15 protein-coding genes and 1 pseudogene are annotated in these 17,745 nt (G+C 57.6%); 9 read left to right on the forward strand and 7 right to left on the reverse strand.

Translation table 11 applies throughout. The features are described from left to right. Positions 1-11 precede the first annotated feature (11 nt). Positions 12-1,148, reverse strand: coding sequence for an aminotransferase class V-fold PLP-dependent enzyme (locus tag LCM4577_RS13570; protein ID WP_083354723.1), 1,137 nt, complete (start codon positions 1,146-1,148; stop codon positions 12-14). An 89-nt stretch (positions 1,149-1,237) separates the two neighbouring features. Here LCM4577_RS13570 and dndB point away from each other — a divergent pair, with 89 nt between their 5' ends. Genes dndB through dndE form a run of 4 tightly spaced genes read left to right on the forward strand, consistent with a single transcriptional unit; the run spans position 1,238 to position 6,231 of the window. Further along, positions 1,238-2,320, forward strand: coding sequence for a DNA sulfur modification protein DndB (gene dndB, locus LCM4577_RS13575; RefSeq protein WP_071071738.1), 1,083 nt, complete (start codon positions 1,238-1,240; stop codon positions 2,318-2,320). Next, a complete protein-coding gene (gene dndC, locus LCM4577_RS13580) occupies positions 2,310-3,878 on the forward strand; it encodes a DNA phosphorothioation system sulfurtransferase DndC (RefSeq protein WP_071071678.1) in 1,569 nt (522 codons plus the stop codon). Before dndB ends, dndC begins: the two co-directional genes overlap by 11 nt. Then, the gene (gene dndD / locus LCM4577_RS13585) at positions 3,875-5,854 is read left to right on the forward strand and encodes a DNA sulfur modification protein DndD (protein ID WP_071071680.1); all 1,980 of its coding nucleotides are present in this window, start codon (positions 3,875-3,877) and stop codon (positions 5,852-5,854) included. The genes dndC and dndD overlap by 4 nt, the downstream gene beginning before the upstream one ends. Beyond that, the gene (gene dndE, locus LCM4577_RS13590) at positions 5,854-6,231 is read left to right on the forward strand and encodes a DNA sulfur modification protein DndE (RefSeq protein WP_071071682.1); all 378 of its coding nucleotides are present in this window, start codon (positions 5,854-5,856) and stop codon (positions 6,229-6,231) included. The genes dndD and dndE overlap by 1 nt, the downstream gene beginning before the upstream one ends. A 64-nt stretch (positions 6,232-6,295) precedes the next feature. On the opposite strand, the gene LCM4577_RS13595 is transcribed toward dndE, so the two are convergent. The 5 genes from LCM4577_RS13595 to LCM4577_RS13615 all read right to left on the reverse strand — a co-directional run bounded on the left by LCM4577_RS13595 (position 6,296) and on the right by LCM4577_RS13615 (position 11,640). Further along, a complete protein-coding gene (locus LCM4577_RS13595) occupies positions 6,296-7,084 on the reverse strand; it encodes a restriction endonuclease (RefSeq protein WP_157900466.1) in 789 nt (262 codons plus the stop codon). A gap of 122 nt (positions 7,085-7,206) precedes the next feature. Next, positions 7,207-7,677, reverse strand: a complete 471-nt coding sequence (locus LCM4577_RS13600; protein ID WP_071071684.1) for a hypothetical protein — start codon at positions 7,675-7,677, stop codon at positions 7,207-7,209. Continuing rightward, entirely contained in the window at positions 7,677-9,647 is a 1,971-nt protein-coding gene (locus LCM4577_RS13605; protein ID WP_071071686.1) for an AAA family ATPase, read from the reverse strand. The genes LCM4577_RS13600 and LCM4577_RS13605 overlap by 1 nt, the downstream gene beginning before the upstream one ends. After that, a complete protein-coding gene (locus LCM4577_RS13610; protein WP_071071688.1) occupies positions 9,647-9,883 on the reverse strand; it encodes a CxC ATPase DNA modification system associated small protein in 237 nt (78 codons plus the stop codon). The genes LCM4577_RS13605 and LCM4577_RS13610 overlap by 1 nt, the downstream gene beginning before the upstream one ends. Continuing rightward, on the reverse strand, positions 9,880-11,640 hold the full coding sequence (locus LCM4577_RS13615; RefSeq protein ID WP_244508315.1) for a DEAD/DEAH box helicase family protein: 1,761 nt from the start codon (positions 11,638-11,640) through the stop codon (positions 9,880-9,882). The genes LCM4577_RS13610 and LCM4577_RS13615 overlap by 4 nt, the downstream gene beginning before the upstream one ends. Before the next feature lie 824 nt (positions 11,641-12,464). Between LCM4577_RS13615 and LCM4577_RS13620 the strand changes: the two genes are divergently transcribed. From LCM4577_RS13620 to LCM4577_RS13640, 5 genes and pseudogenes are all read left to right on the forward strand, one after another. Then, entirely contained in the window at positions 12,465-13,004 is a 540-nt protein-coding gene (locus LCM4577_RS13620) for a hypothetical protein (RefSeq protein WP_071071692.1), read from the forward strand. Positions 13,005-13,583: 579 nt separating this feature from the next. Beyond that, a pseudogene (locus LCM4577_RS13625) lies at positions 13,584-14,577 on the forward strand (IS110 family transposase); the annotation flags it as partial. A gap of 351 nt (positions 14,578-14,928) precedes the next feature. Beyond that, on the forward strand, positions 14,929-15,243 hold the full coding sequence (locus LCM4577_RS13630) for a hypothetical protein (RefSeq protein ID WP_244508316.1): 315 nt from the start codon (positions 14,929-14,931) through the stop codon (positions 15,241-15,243). Between the two features lie 211 nt (positions 15,244-15,454). After that, a complete protein-coding gene (locus LCM4577_RS13635; RefSeq protein ID WP_244508321.1) occupies positions 15,455-15,685 on the forward strand; it encodes a recombinase zinc beta ribbon domain-containing protein in 231 nt (76 codons plus the stop codon). Positions 15,686-15,823: 138 nt separating this feature from the next. Further along, positions 15,824-16,324 carry a hypothetical protein gene (locus LCM4577_RS13640; protein ID WP_198541042.1) on the forward strand — a complete coding sequence of 167 codons (501 nt, stop codon included), beginning with the start codon at positions 15,824-15,826 and terminating at the stop codon, positions 16,322-16,324. Here the strand turns inward: LCM4577_RS13640 and LCM4577_RS13645 are convergent. Beyond that, entirely contained in the window at positions 16,316-17,626 is a 1,311-nt protein-coding gene (locus tag LCM4577_RS13645; protein WP_071071742.1) for a phage integrase central domain-containing protein, read from the reverse strand. The genes LCM4577_RS13640 and LCM4577_RS13645 overlap by 9 nt on opposite strands. Between the last annotated feature and the right edge of the window lie 119 nt (positions 17,627-17,745).

The following is a 17,745-nucleotide window of genomic DNA, read 5'->3' on the forward strand; positions in this document are numbered from 1 at the left end:
CACGTAAGCACTTAAAACCTGAGGTCGTTCAATCGACTGGCAAAAAGCCCCCATGGTAGCGTCTGAGTTTCATGAGACCATGATATCCTGACAGTACCGGCCGTCACATCAGCGGGCACCCTCATAGCCTCAAGAACATGGCTGGGCTGGTAGCTGGCTGATGTGCAGGCTGATCCGTTCGAAATCGCAACGATATCCTTCGTGGCCACCATTGCCGCTTCTGAGTCTACTCCTGGGATAGACACGCTCAGGATGTGCGGCAGGACGCCAAAATCCTCTTCCCCGTGAACGTGGGGTGAGAGGGGCGCCAAGGCTTCCAATGCTGCCATCCTTATGGCGACGCACTTGCGTAGACGCTGCTCCCGCTCTTTTTCAGCGAGTTCGGCGGCCAATCCGAGGCCGACGATTAAGGGGACCGGAAGGGTACCAGGCCGTAGACCTCGCTCCTGCCCCCCCCCAAACATTAAGGGAGCTATCGGGGCACGACGACCTGAACGACGTTTCATGATGAGTGCGCCAATGCCCTTGGGAGCATAGATTTTATGACCGGAAAGGCTGATCAGGTCGATGCGCGGATGTGAAAGAGCTCGGTTAAGGCGTCCAAAGGTCTGTGCGGCATCCACATGAAGGTAAGGGCATTCGCCATGGAGGGCATCGGCGACCGCTTCTATAGGCTGAACTACGCCCGTCTCGTTATTTGCATGCATGATTGAGACGAGCAGCGTATCAGGTCGAACTGCTGCCAGGACGTCAGAGGGGCTAACGCGTCCATGCTTGTCGGGTGACACAAGTGTCACCTCGAACCCTGTTGCAGCCAGATGCTGAAGTGGCTCGAGCACCGCCTTGTGCTCAATCGATGTCGAAACGAGGTGGCGCCGATTCGCTTGGCGTCCGGCCTCTGCCAGACCCAGAATAGCCAAGTTGTCGGCTTCTGTTGCGCCGCTGGTGAACAGAACATCTGAGGCGTCGGCCTTTATGGTGCGGGCTATCTGAGCCCTTGCCGCGTTCACAGCCGCCAGCGCGTCAGCTCCGTAGGCGTGCGTTCTGCTACCAGCGTTGCCGAACTCCCGTGTCATATACTCGAGCACAAGCTCGGCGACCCTGCGATCCGTCGGCGTCGTCGCGGCCATGTCAAGATATACGACCATGTACGTCTCTGTTTGTTTTGTTTGGTTGACTATCTTGCGAGCATCTTTATACAATAGTCTCACGTTTGGAAGTGATTTTCGAGGGTAGGATGAGGGCTGTCCTGGAGTTTCCCACAGTGCGCGGCATTCAGGCGGGGCGCGAGTACTACATCTCGATGTGTCCGCTGGGTCTCGTGCCGAAGATCTTCGTTTTCAATGAAGCCGGTCTTACGCCCGAACAGCGTTCCCAGCGCCAACTGAACCGCGGACGCATTCCGGAGATGACCCGCTATCTCATTGAGAACAAAACAGATTACGTCTTCTCAGCGATCACCGCGTCAATCGACGGCGAAGCCGAGTTTTTACCCAACGCGAATGATGAGCTAACCGGCACCCTGCGGGTGCAAATGAAGCGCGCCAAGATCATTATCAATGACGGGCAGCACCGGCGGGCTGCGATCGAAGCGGCACTCGAGCAGGTGCCTGAGCTTGCGGACGAGACAATCGCGGTTGTCCTGTTCTTTGACCGAGGTCTCGAACGTTGCCAGCAGATGTTCGCTGATCTCAACCGATACGCTATCCGGCCATCCCGCTCACTGAGTGTCCTCTACGATCATCGCGACGGGCTCGCCATCGTGTCGAAGCTCCTGCTCACACGACTGCCTGCCCTGGCCGAGTTAGTGGAATTCGAGAAAACCAGCTTGGCGCCGAGGTCAAAACCCCTCTTCACGCTCAGCGCGTTCTACACGGCTACCGAGGCGCTGTTGAGCGACTTGGGTATGGACGAAGCCACTCGCAGCGATGTTGCAACCGACTTCTGGAGTGTGGTTGCGACCGAGATGCCGCATTGGGACGACGTGCGTTGCGGGGCGATGAGTTCAGGCGCGCTGCGCGACGCCTACATCAACTCACACGGTGTCGCTCTACATGCGCTCGGGCGAGTGGGCAATTCGATGTTGCGTTCACTCGACCGCCAGACATTCGAAAAGTCCTTGGCTGGCCTACGGTCGATCGACTGGAGCCGTTCAGCCGAGATTTGGGACGGACGGGCTGTTGTCGCCGGGAAGATGTCGAAGACCCATCAGAGCGTCGTTCTGACGTCGAACATGATCAAACAACGTCTTGGCCTTTCGCTATCGGCGGATGAGCAGTCCCTCGAAGACGCCCTTCGGAGACACGCTCATGCAGCTTGATATTGGCGGCGTCCCATCGACCAAGGCTTCAGCGTTTTCCGAGGCGGGCTTTAAAGTTACAGTCGGAAATCTGCTAGACGAGATCGGCAGCCTCTATCAAGCGGACAGTACCCCATGGGTCGTCGGATATAGCGGCGGCAAGGATTCCACTGCCACCCTCCAGCTTGTGTGGATGGCGCTTTCACGCCTTGAGCCCACCCTCCGCCTGAAGCCAGTCTACGTCATCAGCACCGACACACTGGTCGAGAATCCCATCGTAGCAGCATGGGTGGCGCGCTCACTCGACAAGATGGGCGAAGCAGCCGCAAAAAGTGGGCTGCCGCTTACAAGTAACCGATTGACGCCCGATCCGGCGGAGTCGTTCTGGACTACCTTGATTGGGCGCGGCTACCCGGCGCCGCGGCCCAAATTCCGATGGTGCACTGATCGGTTGAAAATTAATCCTTCGAACCGCTTCATATCCCGAGTTGTGAAGGCGAGCGGCGAAGCCATAGTCGTCCTAGGCACGCGAAAAGCCGAAAGCCAGGCGCGAGCAAAGGCAATGGAGCGGTTCGAGGGCCAACGAGTCCGCGAAAAGCTCAGCCCCAACGGCAAACTGCCGAATTCGTACGTCTACTCGCCCATCGAGAACTGGACCAACGACGACGTTTGGACGTTCCTGATGCAGGTCCGAAACCCCTGGGGGTTCGATAACAAGGACCTGCTCACGATGTATCAGGGCGCATCAGCAGACGGCGAATGTCCTTTGGTTATTGACGCCTCCACCCCCAGTTGTGGCGACAGCCGCTTCGGATGCTGGGTCTGCACCATGGTCGAGCGCGACAAGTCAATGACCGCTATGATCCAAAACGACAGCGAAAAGGAGTGGATGCTGCCGCTGCTCGAACTGAGGAATGAGCTCGACATTCGCAATGCGGATACGGGAAAACGGGATGACCGGCACCTCCGAGACTTCCGCAAGATGAGCGGAGCACTGCAAATTCACAACGACCGTCTCGTACACGGTCCCTACCTTCAATCTTCCCGCGAGCGGTGGCTACGCAAGGTGCTCGAAGCGCAACGGCATATTCAGAAGAATGGGCCGGCGGAGGTATCCGACATCCAGCTTATCAGCCTTGATGAGCTTCGCGAGATCCGCCGACTCTGGGTGGTTGAGAAGCACGAGATCGAAGACAATCTTCCTCGCATCTACGAGGAGGTGCTTGGCACGGCTTTTCCGGATCGCAGGATCGATGACAGCCTGGCGTTCGGCAGGGACGAGATGGACATCCTTCGCCAGATTTGCGGGGAGGACGAGTTGCACTACCAGCTAGCCCGCGAACTGCTGGACATTGAACGGCAACACCGGACGATGGCGCGCCGTGCCGGGTTGTTCAAGGCGTTGCAGCAGTCGCTGCAACGCGGATCCTATGACAGTTCCGAACAGGCTATGGAAACTGCGCTTCGGCGCCGCGGAATCCTGGACGACCTTTCCGAAGAGGACGATCAGGTCGAAGAAGAAGACGCCCTTCCGCTTCTCAGCATTGCTGCGTCTGGCGCCGGATCGGCCAAACGATGATACTTGACGAATTAACTCTGCATGATTTCGGCACCTATGGTGGACGGCAAACGATCGTGCTGACACCGGAAGATGCCGAACGCCCGGTAATCCTATTCGGGGGTCTCAATGGTGGCGGCAAAACCACGCTTCTGGACGCACTACAGTTATGCTTATTCGGCAACATGGCACAGTGCGCCGGTCGGGGTGACTTGGGCTACGATGCGTACTTGCGGCGTTCAGTGCACCGCAAGGCGGTGCAACCCGAGGCCGCCGTTGAGGTCTGTTTCCGGCACACTGTAGACGGTGAGGAGCAACGTTGGCGGCTAACACGATCCTGGACAGTCGGGGACACGGTCAAGGAGCGATTCCAGGTCTTCAGAAACGACACCTTTGACAAAGTCGCCAGTGAGCACTGGAGCACCCAGGTGGAGGAGTTTATCCCTGCTCGGATTGCTCCACTGTTCTTTTTCGACGGCGAGAAGGTTGAAAAATATGCCGATCTTGATGCAGCGCCCGCCTTGATCAAAACCGCAGTTCAGAATCTGTTGGGTCTGGACATCGTTGAGCGTTTGGGCAGTGATCTGCTCACCATTGAGCGTCGACACAAGGGGGATTTGGCTCCGCCCGCTCATTCAATGCAGCTCGAGGCTCTACGGCAGGAAATACAAGCGGTCATAGCCGACAGAACCAGACTGGTACGGGAGCGTGCGTCCGCGGTAAACGACGTTGATCAGCTTAGGCGGCGGGCCGAGGAACTCGACCATCGGTACGAGGTGGAGGGCGGCTCGCTGTTCGAAGACCGCGGCCGTCTCGAGGCCGAGCTTTCGGTTGCACTGAGAGGCAAGGAAGCCGTCGAGCGCTCGCTTCGCGAAGTCGCGGCCGGCGCTTTGCCGCTAGCCATGGTCTCGGATCTGATGCTGGAGATCACGCAACAGGCCGCGATCGAAGACGAACGCGCGAGAGGCGAACAGACCGCTGCCATTCTCGCGGCGGAGTACGAGGATCTGCTTGGTCTGAAGGCCATCGCTTCGTTGCCTGCGCGTGTTCACAAGGAAATTGGCAAACACCTCGACACGAGGATCCGGGTGTTCCGACAGAAGGCCGAAGGCCCCCGATACCTGAATCTCGATCAACAAACACGCGGAACGATCGAGTCAATAGCTATTGGTGTCGCAGAAGGCCAAGCGCAGGCGCGCGATCTGCTTTCGCATGATACGCAGCTTGCCACCACCATTGCACAGCTGCGTGGACTGCTCGCCGCTGTCCCCACTCACGACGCAGTGGCCGAGCTCATCGCCGAGCGCGACGCGGCTCAAGAGGCCGTACGCATCGCCTCATTCGAGCAGTCCAAACGCGAAGCGGAGATTGCAGCTCTCGATGGACGGCTCGAAGTAGCGCGGACGAAGGAAAGCCGTCTGTTGGAATCTGTCGCGCGTCAGCAATTTGAACAGGAAGACATCGTCCGCTTGCTGAACCATTCTCAGCGCGTCCGCTCAACCCTCGACACGTTCCGGAAAGCCGTTATCGCCCGCCATGTTGCCCGGATTGAACAGTTTGTCTTCGAGAGTTTCCAGCAGCTAGCAAGGAAGACATCGCTGGTCACCGCGCTGACAATCAATCCCGATAGCTTCGAACTGGCGCTGCGGGGGAGCGACGATAAGCCACTCACCGCTGAGCGAATGTCGGCCGGTGAAAGGCAACTTCTGGCCATCGCCATGCTATGGGGTCTGGCTCGCGCGTCTGGGCGACCGCTTCCAATGGTGATCGATACGCCCCTGGGCCGCCTAGACTCTGAACACAGGGCCCGGCTCGTCAGTCGCTATTTCCCTTGGGCCAGCCACCAGGTCATGCTCCTGTCGACCGATAAGGAACTGAGCGGATCCGACTATGAACATCTGCTCCCTGCGGTGGGGCGGAGCTACCACCTGCGATACGACGAGCGCGAAGGGCGGACGATCGTGGAGCAAGGCTACTTCCATCGCGAGGCCGCGTAGTGACAATCGAACACATTCGCTTGTCAAAACAAGCCCGAGAACAGCTGATACGGCTCAAGCGCCATACCGCAATTGAGCATTGGAACGTACTCTGCCGCTGGGCTTTCTGTCGGTCTCTTGCCGAACCTTCGGTTCCACCGCCAGCGAAAATCCCGGCCGACAGCAACGTAGAAATGTCGTGGCGTGTGTTTGGCGGACGTCATGCTGAGATTTACACGGCACTGCTGAAGCAGCGCTGCGCAAAAGACGGGTTGCTCCTGGACGAGGAAACGCTGGCGCAGCAGTTCCGGCTGCATCTTCACCGGGGGATAGCCTATCTCGCCAACGACAGGTCGATCCGGGAGATCGGCTCACTCGTTGCGCTCGCAACTCGCTAGATATCTTACGACAAACAAAGGTTCGCAATGGCAATCTCTCCGAGGCGGAGCAATCGGCGCTGACCTACTCTTCGAGAACAACGTCAATATTGAGCTCTGGGATCCTCAAATTGCGAAAACCGACGCCGAACGATTTGTCAAACATGATATCCACGATCCGGCCTCCATCAAAAAGCACTATGGGAACTGCCCCTGGACGGCGTTGCGCCTCGACAGCTTCTCGCGTGAAGCGCGAGGTTGTGAAATAATATCCCTGTTCATGACGGCCTGACGTCCGTCCTCGGAATGACTCTACCGCATCCGGCCCAACCGCCTTGTCACGATATCGCTTGCACTGGAACGCAACACTGATTGTGGTAAGTCCAATTTGCACTTGGCCATGGCCGTCTATGCCGCCATCCCGTGACTTACGCGTCACGACCACCTGCTCGAAGCCATATGCGTTGAGCAACCGACCTGAGAAGCGCTCGAAAGCACTTGGTTCGAGGTCTTTCAAGGCCGCGAGAACCCGTGTTCGTACTTCGCACTCATGCTTTCGTTGAAGCTGGAGGATTTGCGTCAGCGTTGATTGTTCTTCGCGTCGATTGAGAACAGGTACCGGTGTCGTGCTTGCAGTCTCATCAATCAAAGCGTAGCGGCCGTCGTTTGTCGCACTGAAGTACTTGACTGATGATGCTGAAGGGAAATCCAGTCCTAGACACTTTCGGCGAATTTGCCCCCGCACGACCGACACTGGCTCGTCGGTATTGAAAACGTACAAACCCGTCGCAACGATGGCCCCGTAGACTTCCGTCGGCGACATCGGGCGTGACTTATCGCGCATGACGGCACGGATCGCCTCAACGATGGTCATCGAACGTGCTGACATCTTCTTGCGAGCGTCCTCTCCGGTGCTGGTCGATCGGGACTGGATCCCTGCGCGCTTACCTCCCTCGGATACGACTGCTCTCTCCAATCTTCTCCATTCCCCCGACCTCAGCCAACGGTTGCCAATTGTGCATCCAACTTTCGTTTGAACTGACGCTCAAACGTCTCGAGTGATCGCGGGCGATCATCGAACCATTCTAATAGTACATCGAACCCGCCGTGAGCGTATTGGTTGAACTCGCCAACACCTTCCGCCGTTAGATGATTGCCGGCGTCGTGGCGAACAAGTTTGGCGATGGCTTTGTGCACCGCCTCACGCTCGGTGACCTCCAGTCCGAGCTTTTTTAACTCGCTAGACAGGAAGAGTCCGACCAAAATCTTGCTGCCTCCCCCATACGGCGACGGAAAATAGTCTACCATCTCTGAAGTTTCTTCTCCCGCTATGGACCGTTTTCTACCCGCCGACACCCCCGCGATAAAGCAGAAATAAAATGCATCGAAATCAATCCGGAAGCTCTTATCGCGGTAAAGATCTTTGAACCAAACCTTTGCCTCCTTGCGCACACGGAACGGCAGCATTATGCGGCCTCCTCGTCTTCGAGCTGAAAGCTGTTGAAAAAGTCCTCACCCACCACCTTCACACCATCGATCGTTTCAACAACCTCCGAAGATGTCCGCGCCTGTGCCTCAAGTTGCACTCTTCCTCGGCGGAACACGGTGACATATTGGATCGGTTCCGGACTGGCGCGCTTCAACCATGGGACAAACTGAGCACGCTCCGATGAGATCGTGAAAGCTATGAACTGGGAAGTGAGCCGCGGGATTAACTCACCTATCTTCGGCCGCACCGCGAGGTCGATCGGACCGGCAGGGCTGTCCACTACAAACGGCAACCTGTGATCAGACCTATCGAACAGAGTGGCTAGGAAAGCGTAGGCGATCGACAATGTTTCGCCAACACTTCCACCCTCCTGTCCTTCAAGCACCAGGCAGCGCTCGATGCGCTCGATGCGGATATCATTATCGGGCATAAGCTGGGAGATTTTGACGTTCGCCTCCTCACAGACCTCTGTCATTACTCCTTCGCGTGCTAAATCGTGCGCGTGGGCAAGAATCCGGTTCAGGACGTCTCGGCGTTTTCGGAGCGTGAGTGTCTCGCTGGTACGGGCCAACTTTTCCTCGGCGACCCCGAGCCGCTTCTCCATAACGTCGATGCCCCATGTATTGTCGATTGTTTGCTGGGTGTCCTTGTCCTCAAACTTCTCAAGCTCGTCCTCCAACTTGCTGACCCGCTGTTCTAACGACTCAATCTCGTCCCTCGCGGCTTTCACCGCAGGATCTGCTCGCTCCGCTGCCAACTGCAGCGCATCCAGGACATTGTGCGCGTCCCTTTCGGCGGAAACCTTGGCACTAAGCTCGGTCATTTCAGACCTGAGCGCGGCCACCGGAGCTTCACGAGAGGCGCCAACTGCCTCCTCGATGTCAGTCTTCATCGCATTTAGGAAGCCGACTTCGTCAGATGCGAGGTAGTTGACAGCGCGTTGCTGGATTCTCCCGCGAAGTTCATCGTCAATCACAGTGCCGCAGACGCAACGTTCCTCGAGCAACAAATCCTGAAAAAATTCACGCGCTGCGGTTCCCGGCAATTTGGCGCGATCAAGATTCCGCTTTAGGTCATAAATCGAGTCGCCAAAGCTCACAGAGAGCTTTTGTGGAATTCGCATCGATTCGAGTACCGCCACTGCCTGTTCGCGAACATCATCTTGGGCTCGCCTCAAGGTGTCCTCCGCCTCTCGAATCTCGCGCTCCGAACTCTGTGACTTTGCGATCTCTTCATTGTACGCAATACGCTGCGCTTCGAGTTTGGTCGCAGCCTCGTCCCGCTCCTTAGTGACACGTCGACGCTCGCGCTTTAACTCGCTGAGGCGCTCGCGAATGCGGCTCAACTTGTTTTCTCGTGCGCGCTTTGAGCGCTCGTCTCCCTTCTCTTCTGCGCGGCGCTCCCAATAGCCGGAGACCTTTTCCCCCGCGTTTTGAAGTGTGCGTAGTTGGAACAATGTTTCCACCACGGAATCTGCATCAGTGAACTTGTCGTCGAGCAAGTGCGCAGCGAGTTCACCGTCGAAGACAAAAAAGTTGATGAAGTTGCCATTGAGGAAACGACGAAATTCAGCTGGCGGATCGAACCTATCCATCTGGCCTGAGCCATATGTGGTCCGGTACCTAACCCGACCCATTTCAAAATCGAACTCAATCCGGATTGTCACGCGCTGCTGATTCATCATGAGCCGCAGCTCAAAAAAACCTTTCTGGATGCCCCCTTTCTTCTGGAGCTTTCGCAACTGAGCAGGCGTCGGTGTCTCTCTCGCCCACCCACCCGAGAGGGCGAGCCGCAGCAGCATCAGTGTGGTCGTCTTCCCCGTGCCATTGGGCATCTGGATTAACGTCACGGCATTCGGCTGGCCGTCAGTTGCAACGCACGCGATATCGTGATCCGGACAGCGCAATCCTTCTGACGTCCATCCAAGTATCTGCAGTGTAGCGGCCATCAGGATTCGCTCTCGCCATTGTCGTCAGTTTCATTAGCGTCATCTTCTTCGTCGACTAATACGGCCTCGTAAATGATCTCGAGACGACGGTCAGTTGCCGCAATGTCATTGATGTCTTCGCTTTCATCCGCGATCGCCTCTAACCACGCGACGAGTCGGCGTGCCAAATTTGATGGTTGGCCTTCTCCATCTACAGCAGCCCGTATTGCGTCTATTATTTTCAGATCAAGGCTCACTGTGCATCCTCTTCAAATCGCACGGTGGCCAACTGGGACAGCCAGATGAAGCGGTCTTCGTCTGCGCTAGGACCAATTGCGTCGGGATCGTGCTCCCGAACGAAGTCAACCACATTTGCGATTTTATCCGGAACGTTGGGATCAACTCGAAGGCAACGCCCCATTCTCTGGATCGTCTCCAACCTTGCGCGTGCCGACGAAAACAATACTACAGACGAAAGGGACTGAATATCGATGCCTTCCGACAATCGATGGCAAGTGATCAGACATTCAAGCTCGCCACGCGCGAAGCGCCGAAGAGTGTCCGAGTCTTCACCGCCGAAGTAGGTGTGAAAGTCTGGACGATGACTATGTACGATCTCGAGCACCGCAGTTGCGTACTCGATTGTCTCGACGAAGATTATACACCGCCGCAATAGCTCTGGCCGGTCGTTTATGGAATCGCGAAACGCGGGCAGCTTGGCTTCTGACGTCTTGTATACGCGCGCCAGTTCGGTCCATACTTCCTGCTCGCTCATTGGTTCGCCAGCTGCGGCACGCGCAGCCTTGCGGCGATAGACGTCACGCAGCCGCTCACGATCATCTGCGGTCAAGTGGTATCGAAGCGGATGGTAATCGAACGGCGCGAGTATTCCCCGTCTGATTGCGTCCTCCAATTCAAAGCGGAAAATTTCCGGGCCAACGTGCTCAACAATAAAGTCGTTGCCTTCCTGATCATACTCGCGCTCGGGGGTTGCGCTAAGGCCAAGTCGAAAGCGAATGCCATCGGACAACCCGGTCAGTCGCGCGCGGTTACTTGGACTTCCAAGCTTATGAACTTCATCGTGTATGAGCAGGGTTCTCTTCTTCTCCTCAAGCGTCAGCGAGCGCATAGCTGCGGCGAGCGGGTCGCGTACGCCCATTGCAAGGCGCGATACCAACAGAATAGCTCTGATCGGTGCGAGCGCGAATTCTTGGACCTCTCGATGCTGCTCAAAGTCGCTAAAAACGTGAAAACCAGGAAGCTCGGCGCGAAGCCCCAACAACTCCGACCTCCACTGCTTCAAGAGGTCCGTTCCATCTGTGGTGACAAGAATTGTATCCACTTTGCCAAGGTCTACGAGGATGCGAGCAATTCGTAGAGCGGTCTTTGTCTTCCCTGTGCCGGTAGCCATGTTCAACACGCCTCGCTCGGAGCGGATGAATTCCTCGGCCGCTTGGCGCTGATGTCGCCACTTCCATTCGGGATCGGGTGCGATTGGTACCGGGCGATTGGCCTTGGCTCGGTGTTCCTCGACTTTACGCAACAGCTGCCTGCGGACGGCGTCAGGGAAGTCGAGAGTCTCGACGCTGTCGTCTACGCTGTGCCAGATTGCATCGAAGTGGGCATACTTTCGAGCCGCGCGTCGCGGCTCTGCCCACGAAGGGTAGACCTCGATACATTCACAGTTTTCCTCGAATGCGTAGCGACTCTCGTTGGCCGAGCCGGTAAAGGCGACGTAATCGTTGCCATCGAGAAAAACGCCCACCTTTTCGTGATAGATGCCAGCGCCGTATCGGGGCATAGCGATCTTGATATGAAGCCGTCCGAGATCAAGGAGCCTAGCCAGGCGCTCTACGCCGGGGCCAACGCCGTCGCGAAACTCCTCGTCGATGATTCGCTCAAGTCGTTCCGCACATAGATCTTTCCTGGATTTTTCGTGGCGTTGGATGATTACCAAGTCGTCAGGCTTGAGCTCAACTGAAGTCACCAAGCGGATATGACCATCTTTGCGCAAGAAGTCGCCTAGCGGGGCTCCGAAAAGCTCAAGTGCGGAGCTTGAGAAATAACCAACAGCCCGCCAATAGCCCCTTGCCTGACCCAGTGCAGGTCTGAAAAACTGATCCACTAGTGTCCGAGCACCGGAACGATAGTCGTCGTCGAATGCAATATCCCGGAGTGTCAAAGGTCAAAGCCTCGCCGCGAGGCAGGAAATGCCCGAGCGGCCGAATCTCGTATGCCCCCGAATCAAGATTGGTACCTCCCCTAGAATCAATTCTGCGACTTAAAATAGTCGTACGCAAGCGAGACCGAATAAGCACCAAAGTTGGGCGTAAACTCTCAGTAACATCTCACGGTTCGACTTGAATGCCCCGTCCGCGAGGCCGCTCCTGAAATCATCCTTGTGGTGGTCACAACATCCGCCACGGAACAGGCGTTCGTCGCCATGGCTGCTCGGCTCAAAGTATCCGGCCGACCTGAGTGAAAACAGTGTACGTTCTTGCGGCAATGCGTCCCGAGTCCCTATTTCCGTAGTCGTCAAAATGGCGCGGCTGCCAACTTCGGTCTCGCGGCTCCAGCTCGCAGCCGAGGGCTACGACGCGGTCCGAACAGAGCTATGTCTGGGGGCGGAGGTGGATCGCGCGTTAGGGTGCTGGCCTCTCGGCGAACTGGCAACGCCCAAACCTGATGCATGGGCCGTTCACCTTTCGAGGCGGCACCTAGCTTGCGTAGACTGTCTGGCGGTCGAACGTCCAAATCGATGCCTCGCCCAACGTCTATACTCGTGACCTCTACATCGGTACGATCGAGCCTAAGGAGCCACGTTTCGAGGGGACTCCCATGACTTCCAGGAAAATTCCAGAGATATTCACTATCGAGTCGCTTCGCTTGCGAGACGAGGACGACGCTTCGCAGGAAGGTCAGCTTCTATCGAAGATATTGCACCTATCAGGAAAGAAGAGGACAAAATATTTTTATATTCGCACTAAACGTGAACTGGAAGAGATTATCGATATTTTTGAAGACAGCAACTACCGCTATCTCCATTTGTCGTGTCATGCTGACAAAGCGGGAATAGCTACGACATTTGATGACATTTCCTACGCCGAGCTCGGCGAGATGCTCAGGCCTTGCCTGGAAGATCGGCGCGTATTCGTGTCCGCGTGCCAGATGGCGAATGACGTATGCGCCAAGGCATTGCTGAAAAATACTGGCTGTTACTCTCTAGTGGGTCCTGTCAAAAAAATCAACTTTGACGATGCTGCCGCGTTCTGGATTACCTTCTATCATCTTATGTTCAAGACAGACGGGCGCTCCATGAAGCATCGCAACGTCGAGTTTTACGTCAAGAATTATCGGCTCTGTTTCAAGAACCAATAAGTTACTTTCGAAATAGCAAGTCAAGCGATCGCGGCTTCACCCGGATTTCGACGAAAAAGGCGCTTTGAGCCATAGGTTTGCTGATGGCTACGCTTCGGGAAGGGCAAGACGCGCGGCCGCAAAGTGGGCGAAGGCGGGGCGGTCTACCCGCCCTTCACTCGGACGCGATCCATACACTTCCACAAGCCATCCAGTGCGTGCCCAGCCGTCCTCTCACTGATCCCAGACTTCGCCTCCGGAGCTAGGGGAAGAGCGGGAGTTGAATTGCCCAGGGTGGAATGCGCTGTCGGTGATCAATGGAAGGTGCAACGGAGGCGGCGGCTGTGGTCGATCTGGATGTGTTGTTTGTGGTGCTTACGTGCCGTACGTTCCGGATTTGCTGCGCCGATAAACGAGCCGTGACTGGTATCGCTTTCGCGGAATCCACACTGATAAGACAGTCGGGGACGGGGCAGTGCGTGCCCCACGTGGATGTGCTCATCTTGTGCGTACGGGCTGGTTCCGCCTACCCAGGTCAAGATGGAGAGCTTGCTGCCGGGCAAGGCGATCCTGAACACAAGCGCAACCTGAAGGCCAGCGGTCGTGATCGACCCCAAGACAATCCTCGGAATCCTCGAGCCCTTCCTAAGACAAATTCGCAACGTCGCCCACCAGGGAAATCGCTATCGCTGACCTGCACTCCGAGCTCAAGAAACTCGGCCTGCCGGCCATCTGCCTGCAGACGCAGTACGTGCGCGCCGCGCTGTCGGCGCAGCGCAACAAAATCGACAAGCCCGATGCGCTCGGCCTCGCCCATATCATGCGCACCGGCTGGTTCCGACAGGCCCATATCAAGCTGCAAGCTGCTACCGAACCAAGCTTCTGCTGACGCATCGCCGCAATTTGAAGGCCAAGTTCCTCGACCTGGAGAACGCCATACGCCATTCGCTGAAGGCGTTCGGCATCCGCCTGGGCAAGTTCGGGCGAGGGGCTTTCGAGCAGGCGATGCGCACCGCGGTGGGGGACGATCCGCTGTCATCCGAGGTGATGGACGCCGTGCTGTCGGCGCGCGCCGCACTGTGGCGGCAGTATTGCCGGCTGCACGATCTCGTCGTCAAAGTGGTGGCGTGCAGCGAACTATGCCGACGCTTCATGGCCATCCCCGGTGTCGGCCCGGTCACGGCACTTTCGTTCATGACGGCGATCGATGATCCGTCGCGCTTCCGCCGCTCACGCGACGTCGCGGCCCACTTCGGGCTGACATCGCGGCGCTGGCAGTCGGGCACCACGATCGACGTTCAGGGTCGCATCTCGAAGGCCGACGACGCCGATGTTCGACGCTCGCTCTACGAGGCGGCGTCCGGGCTGATGACGCGCTTCAAGGGCAAGGACAAGGTCAAGAGCTGGGGCCAGGCGATCGCCAAATGCTCCTGCTACCACAAGGCCTGTCGCCGTGGCTCGCAAGCTGGCGGTGATCATCCACGCGATGTGGACCGACGGAACGTTGTACGTCGGCGATTCAGCGGCGAGCCGAAGCGATGCTGCCCAGCGCGCTCATATCAAGGATCGCAGGTTGCTGGGAGCGCATCGATGAACGGTGCGTCGGAAGTTGAAACGCATGGCGCCCGCACGCTGACGGGCGCCATCTGACACAAGAGATCCGCTCCGGCGGATGAGGACCGATGCAGACCAGGAACGACGGAACGCACATTATCTTGCCTGCGGCCGCGCCGATCGCGAGGCGGCCGGACCGCGCCGGATTGCCTGTGACGATGCTCCGTCACTCTGATGGAAAAGTGCGCCACGACGGTTCCCGTGCTGCTTTCGCGATCCCGGAATTCAGGGATTGACCGCAGATCCACCAGCGAGAGTTCAACCCCCAACCGTGCGTACTCTCGGTGGTCCACTGGAGTATGCTGTCGCACGGGAGGCCGAGGTCTTTGCGATGACCGGAGCTCTGAAACTTCAGGATTCTATCCCTGACATCGCCGCAACATCGTTCATAGGCATCATCGCCAAGTTGGAAATGATCGTTGGCGCTGATCGGGATATCGGTGACCCTACGGACTTCCCGTGGCCGCACATAGCTTCCGTACTGCGTGACTTGAAGGTGATCGCGGGAGGGTTGCCGGTTGGGAACCGGAGTCGGGCAAAGACGCGGAGCGATATCGCCAGGCATTGGGAGTCAGCAGTCAAGCTCGTCGCGGCGCTGGAAGAGGAAGGCGCGGCCGAGTTCCGTGGCGATGTAACGGTCTCCTGACACGCCGAAACCGCACGGCGCAAGTCGTTGCACGCTGTGGCCCTACGACATGAACTTTGCGCTTTCCCTCGCCGTCCGGCGGCCCTCCGATAGACGGTCGATCCACCATTTGGAGCGACCGCGATGGCTGAGGAAACCAGCACTGGGCCACAAGCTTTTCGAGGCGGTGACGAACGCCACGCGCAAGGCCCGGGCCAGGAAGCTGCACACCATGAGACGGCCGGTCTCTCTCCTTTCCGGTCTGCTCACCTGCGGCTGCTGCGGCGGGCGCTACGGGTTGTTCACACGCGAGCGCTATGCCTGTCTTAACCACCTGCGCCGGGGCATCTGCGACAACGGCCGCACCATCACCCGAGAGAAGATCGAGCAACGAGTCCTCGCAGGCCTGAGGGAAAAGGCTGGTCTCGGCCGATGCCGTGGCGATCAGAGCGTATGCCCTTGAGACAAACCGCCTCAACCAAGAGCGTCGCGCCCAAGGCGAACAGGACCGCAAGACGCTCGACAAGATCGAGCGCGCCATCGCCGGCATCATGGCGGCGGATCGAAGATGGCCTCTACCCAACCTTCGATGAAAGCGAGAATGGAAGACCTGGAAAAGCAGAAGGCCGAGATCACCGCGCGCTTAGAGTTGGCGCCCACCGATGTGCCCGATCTGCATCCCAACATCGCCACTCTCTACGGCAAGCGGGTCGAGCAGCTCACCCAAGCGCTCGCCCACCACGAGGACGGACGTCCAGCCGCCGAGGCGCTGCGCTCGTTGATCGGCCAGATCGTGCTTACGCCCGGCGAAAAGCGCGGCGAGGTCCATGCGGAGCTACGTGGTGAGTTGTTCGGCATCCTCGAACTTGCCAAACCCGACCCAAATGACCAGTCTGACGAAGTTATGACAAAAGGGGTTGCGGGTCCCCGCAACCAACCTACTTGCATCCTGTCCTTTTCAGGTCGACGTGGTCTCGCGCGGGGCGGACCCTCAATCCAAATTCTTGCAACTAGAGGTCCGCCTGACCATACGAGATCACACGAAGGATATACCGGGCCCACCATCTCACGCCAGCTTCGGCGTCTTCGACCGTTAATTTGATTTTCGGAGCTTGGCGATTCGCCTCGATGTTTGGTGAACTGTCGTTGTTGGGTCCCAAGTGGACTCCCCCGGTCGTGCATGGACAACAGGCTTGCCGCGCCTCACGATTGAGATTACCCGCGCGTTTTTGCTCTCGAGTTCATCCAGGTAATCGGCCCACCATTGCATCATCTTGACGCGCTCTTCCCAGTGCTCTGCCCGGGCGTAGGCACGACGAACGTTGTTGTTCTCAATGTGGGCCAGCTGCCGTTCGATGGCGTCCGGATGCCATTTTCCGCATTCGTTTAGCAGAGTTGATGCCGTTGCTCGAAAACCGTGCGCGGTAGCTTCCTCCTTGCCGTAGCCCATACGGCGCAGGGCGGCGTTAAGCGTGTTGTCGGAAATCGGACGCGAAACCGATCGAACGCTAGGAACCAGCAGCGATCCGCCACCAGAAATTTGTCTGAGTGAGGCCAGGACGCTCAAGGCCTGCCTTGAAAGGGGTACGCGGTGCGGCCGTCGCATTTTCATGCGTGCTTCTGGAATGATCCACACCGAGCGTTCGAAATCGAACTCTTTCCATTCTGCCGCGCGAAGCTCGCCGGGGCGGGGAAACAGCAGTGCGATCAGCTTCAGGGCGGCTCGGGTTGTAGGCTGTCCATCAAATGCATCGATCGCCCTCAGCAAGCCGCCCAAGGCCTTAGGATCAGTAATCGCGGCACGAGGCGTGACCGTCGGGCTGATGAGCGCGCCCCTGAGAGCGATCGTCGGATCTGCCTCGGCGCGTGCTGTCGCGATTGCGAATCGAAACACAGTGCCAATTGTTGAGCGTAGGCGCCTGGCCGACTCGTATCGACCGCGAACCTCCACGCGACGAAGAACAGTAAGGATGCTTGCCGTATCGATCTCCCGAATGCACTTGGCGCCGATTGTCGGATAGGCAAAGTCGAGCAGCCATTTGACCTTGCTGATCGTCCGATCGGCACGTCCTTCCTTCTTCAGCTTCTCAACATATTCGTCTGCGATTGAGCGAAAGGTGTCTTTTGGCGAATTAGCCTTCTGGAATTTGCGCTGCTGGGCCGGGTCGGCACCAGCCTTGAGGAGACGTTTGGCTTCATCGCGCGCTTGGCGGGCATCAGCGAGAGAAATGACAGGATAGCTGCCCAGAGACAGCAGCTTCTGCTTCCCGCCGAACCGATAGGCGAGGCGCCATAGCCTTGTTCCCGACGGCTGGACCCATAGCTGCAGCCCGCCGCCGTCGGATAGTTTCTGGAGCTTGGACGCAGGCCGGATGTTGCGGCATTTCACGTCGGAGAGAGCCAATTTGTAGGACCTCCTATTGGGGCTCGATACCAACAGGTTCTCCGATACCAACAAAAATACCAACACCTCGCCCCGTTGGACGAAGTTTGCCCAACCGCGATGAAGTTCGCCCAAGCGCA

Source organism: Mesorhizobium sp. LCM 4577, from assembly GCF_001854795.2.
Classification (GTDB): Bacteria; Pseudomonadota; Alphaproteobacteria; order Rhizobiales; family Rhizobiaceae; genus Mesorhizobium; species Mesorhizobium plurifarium.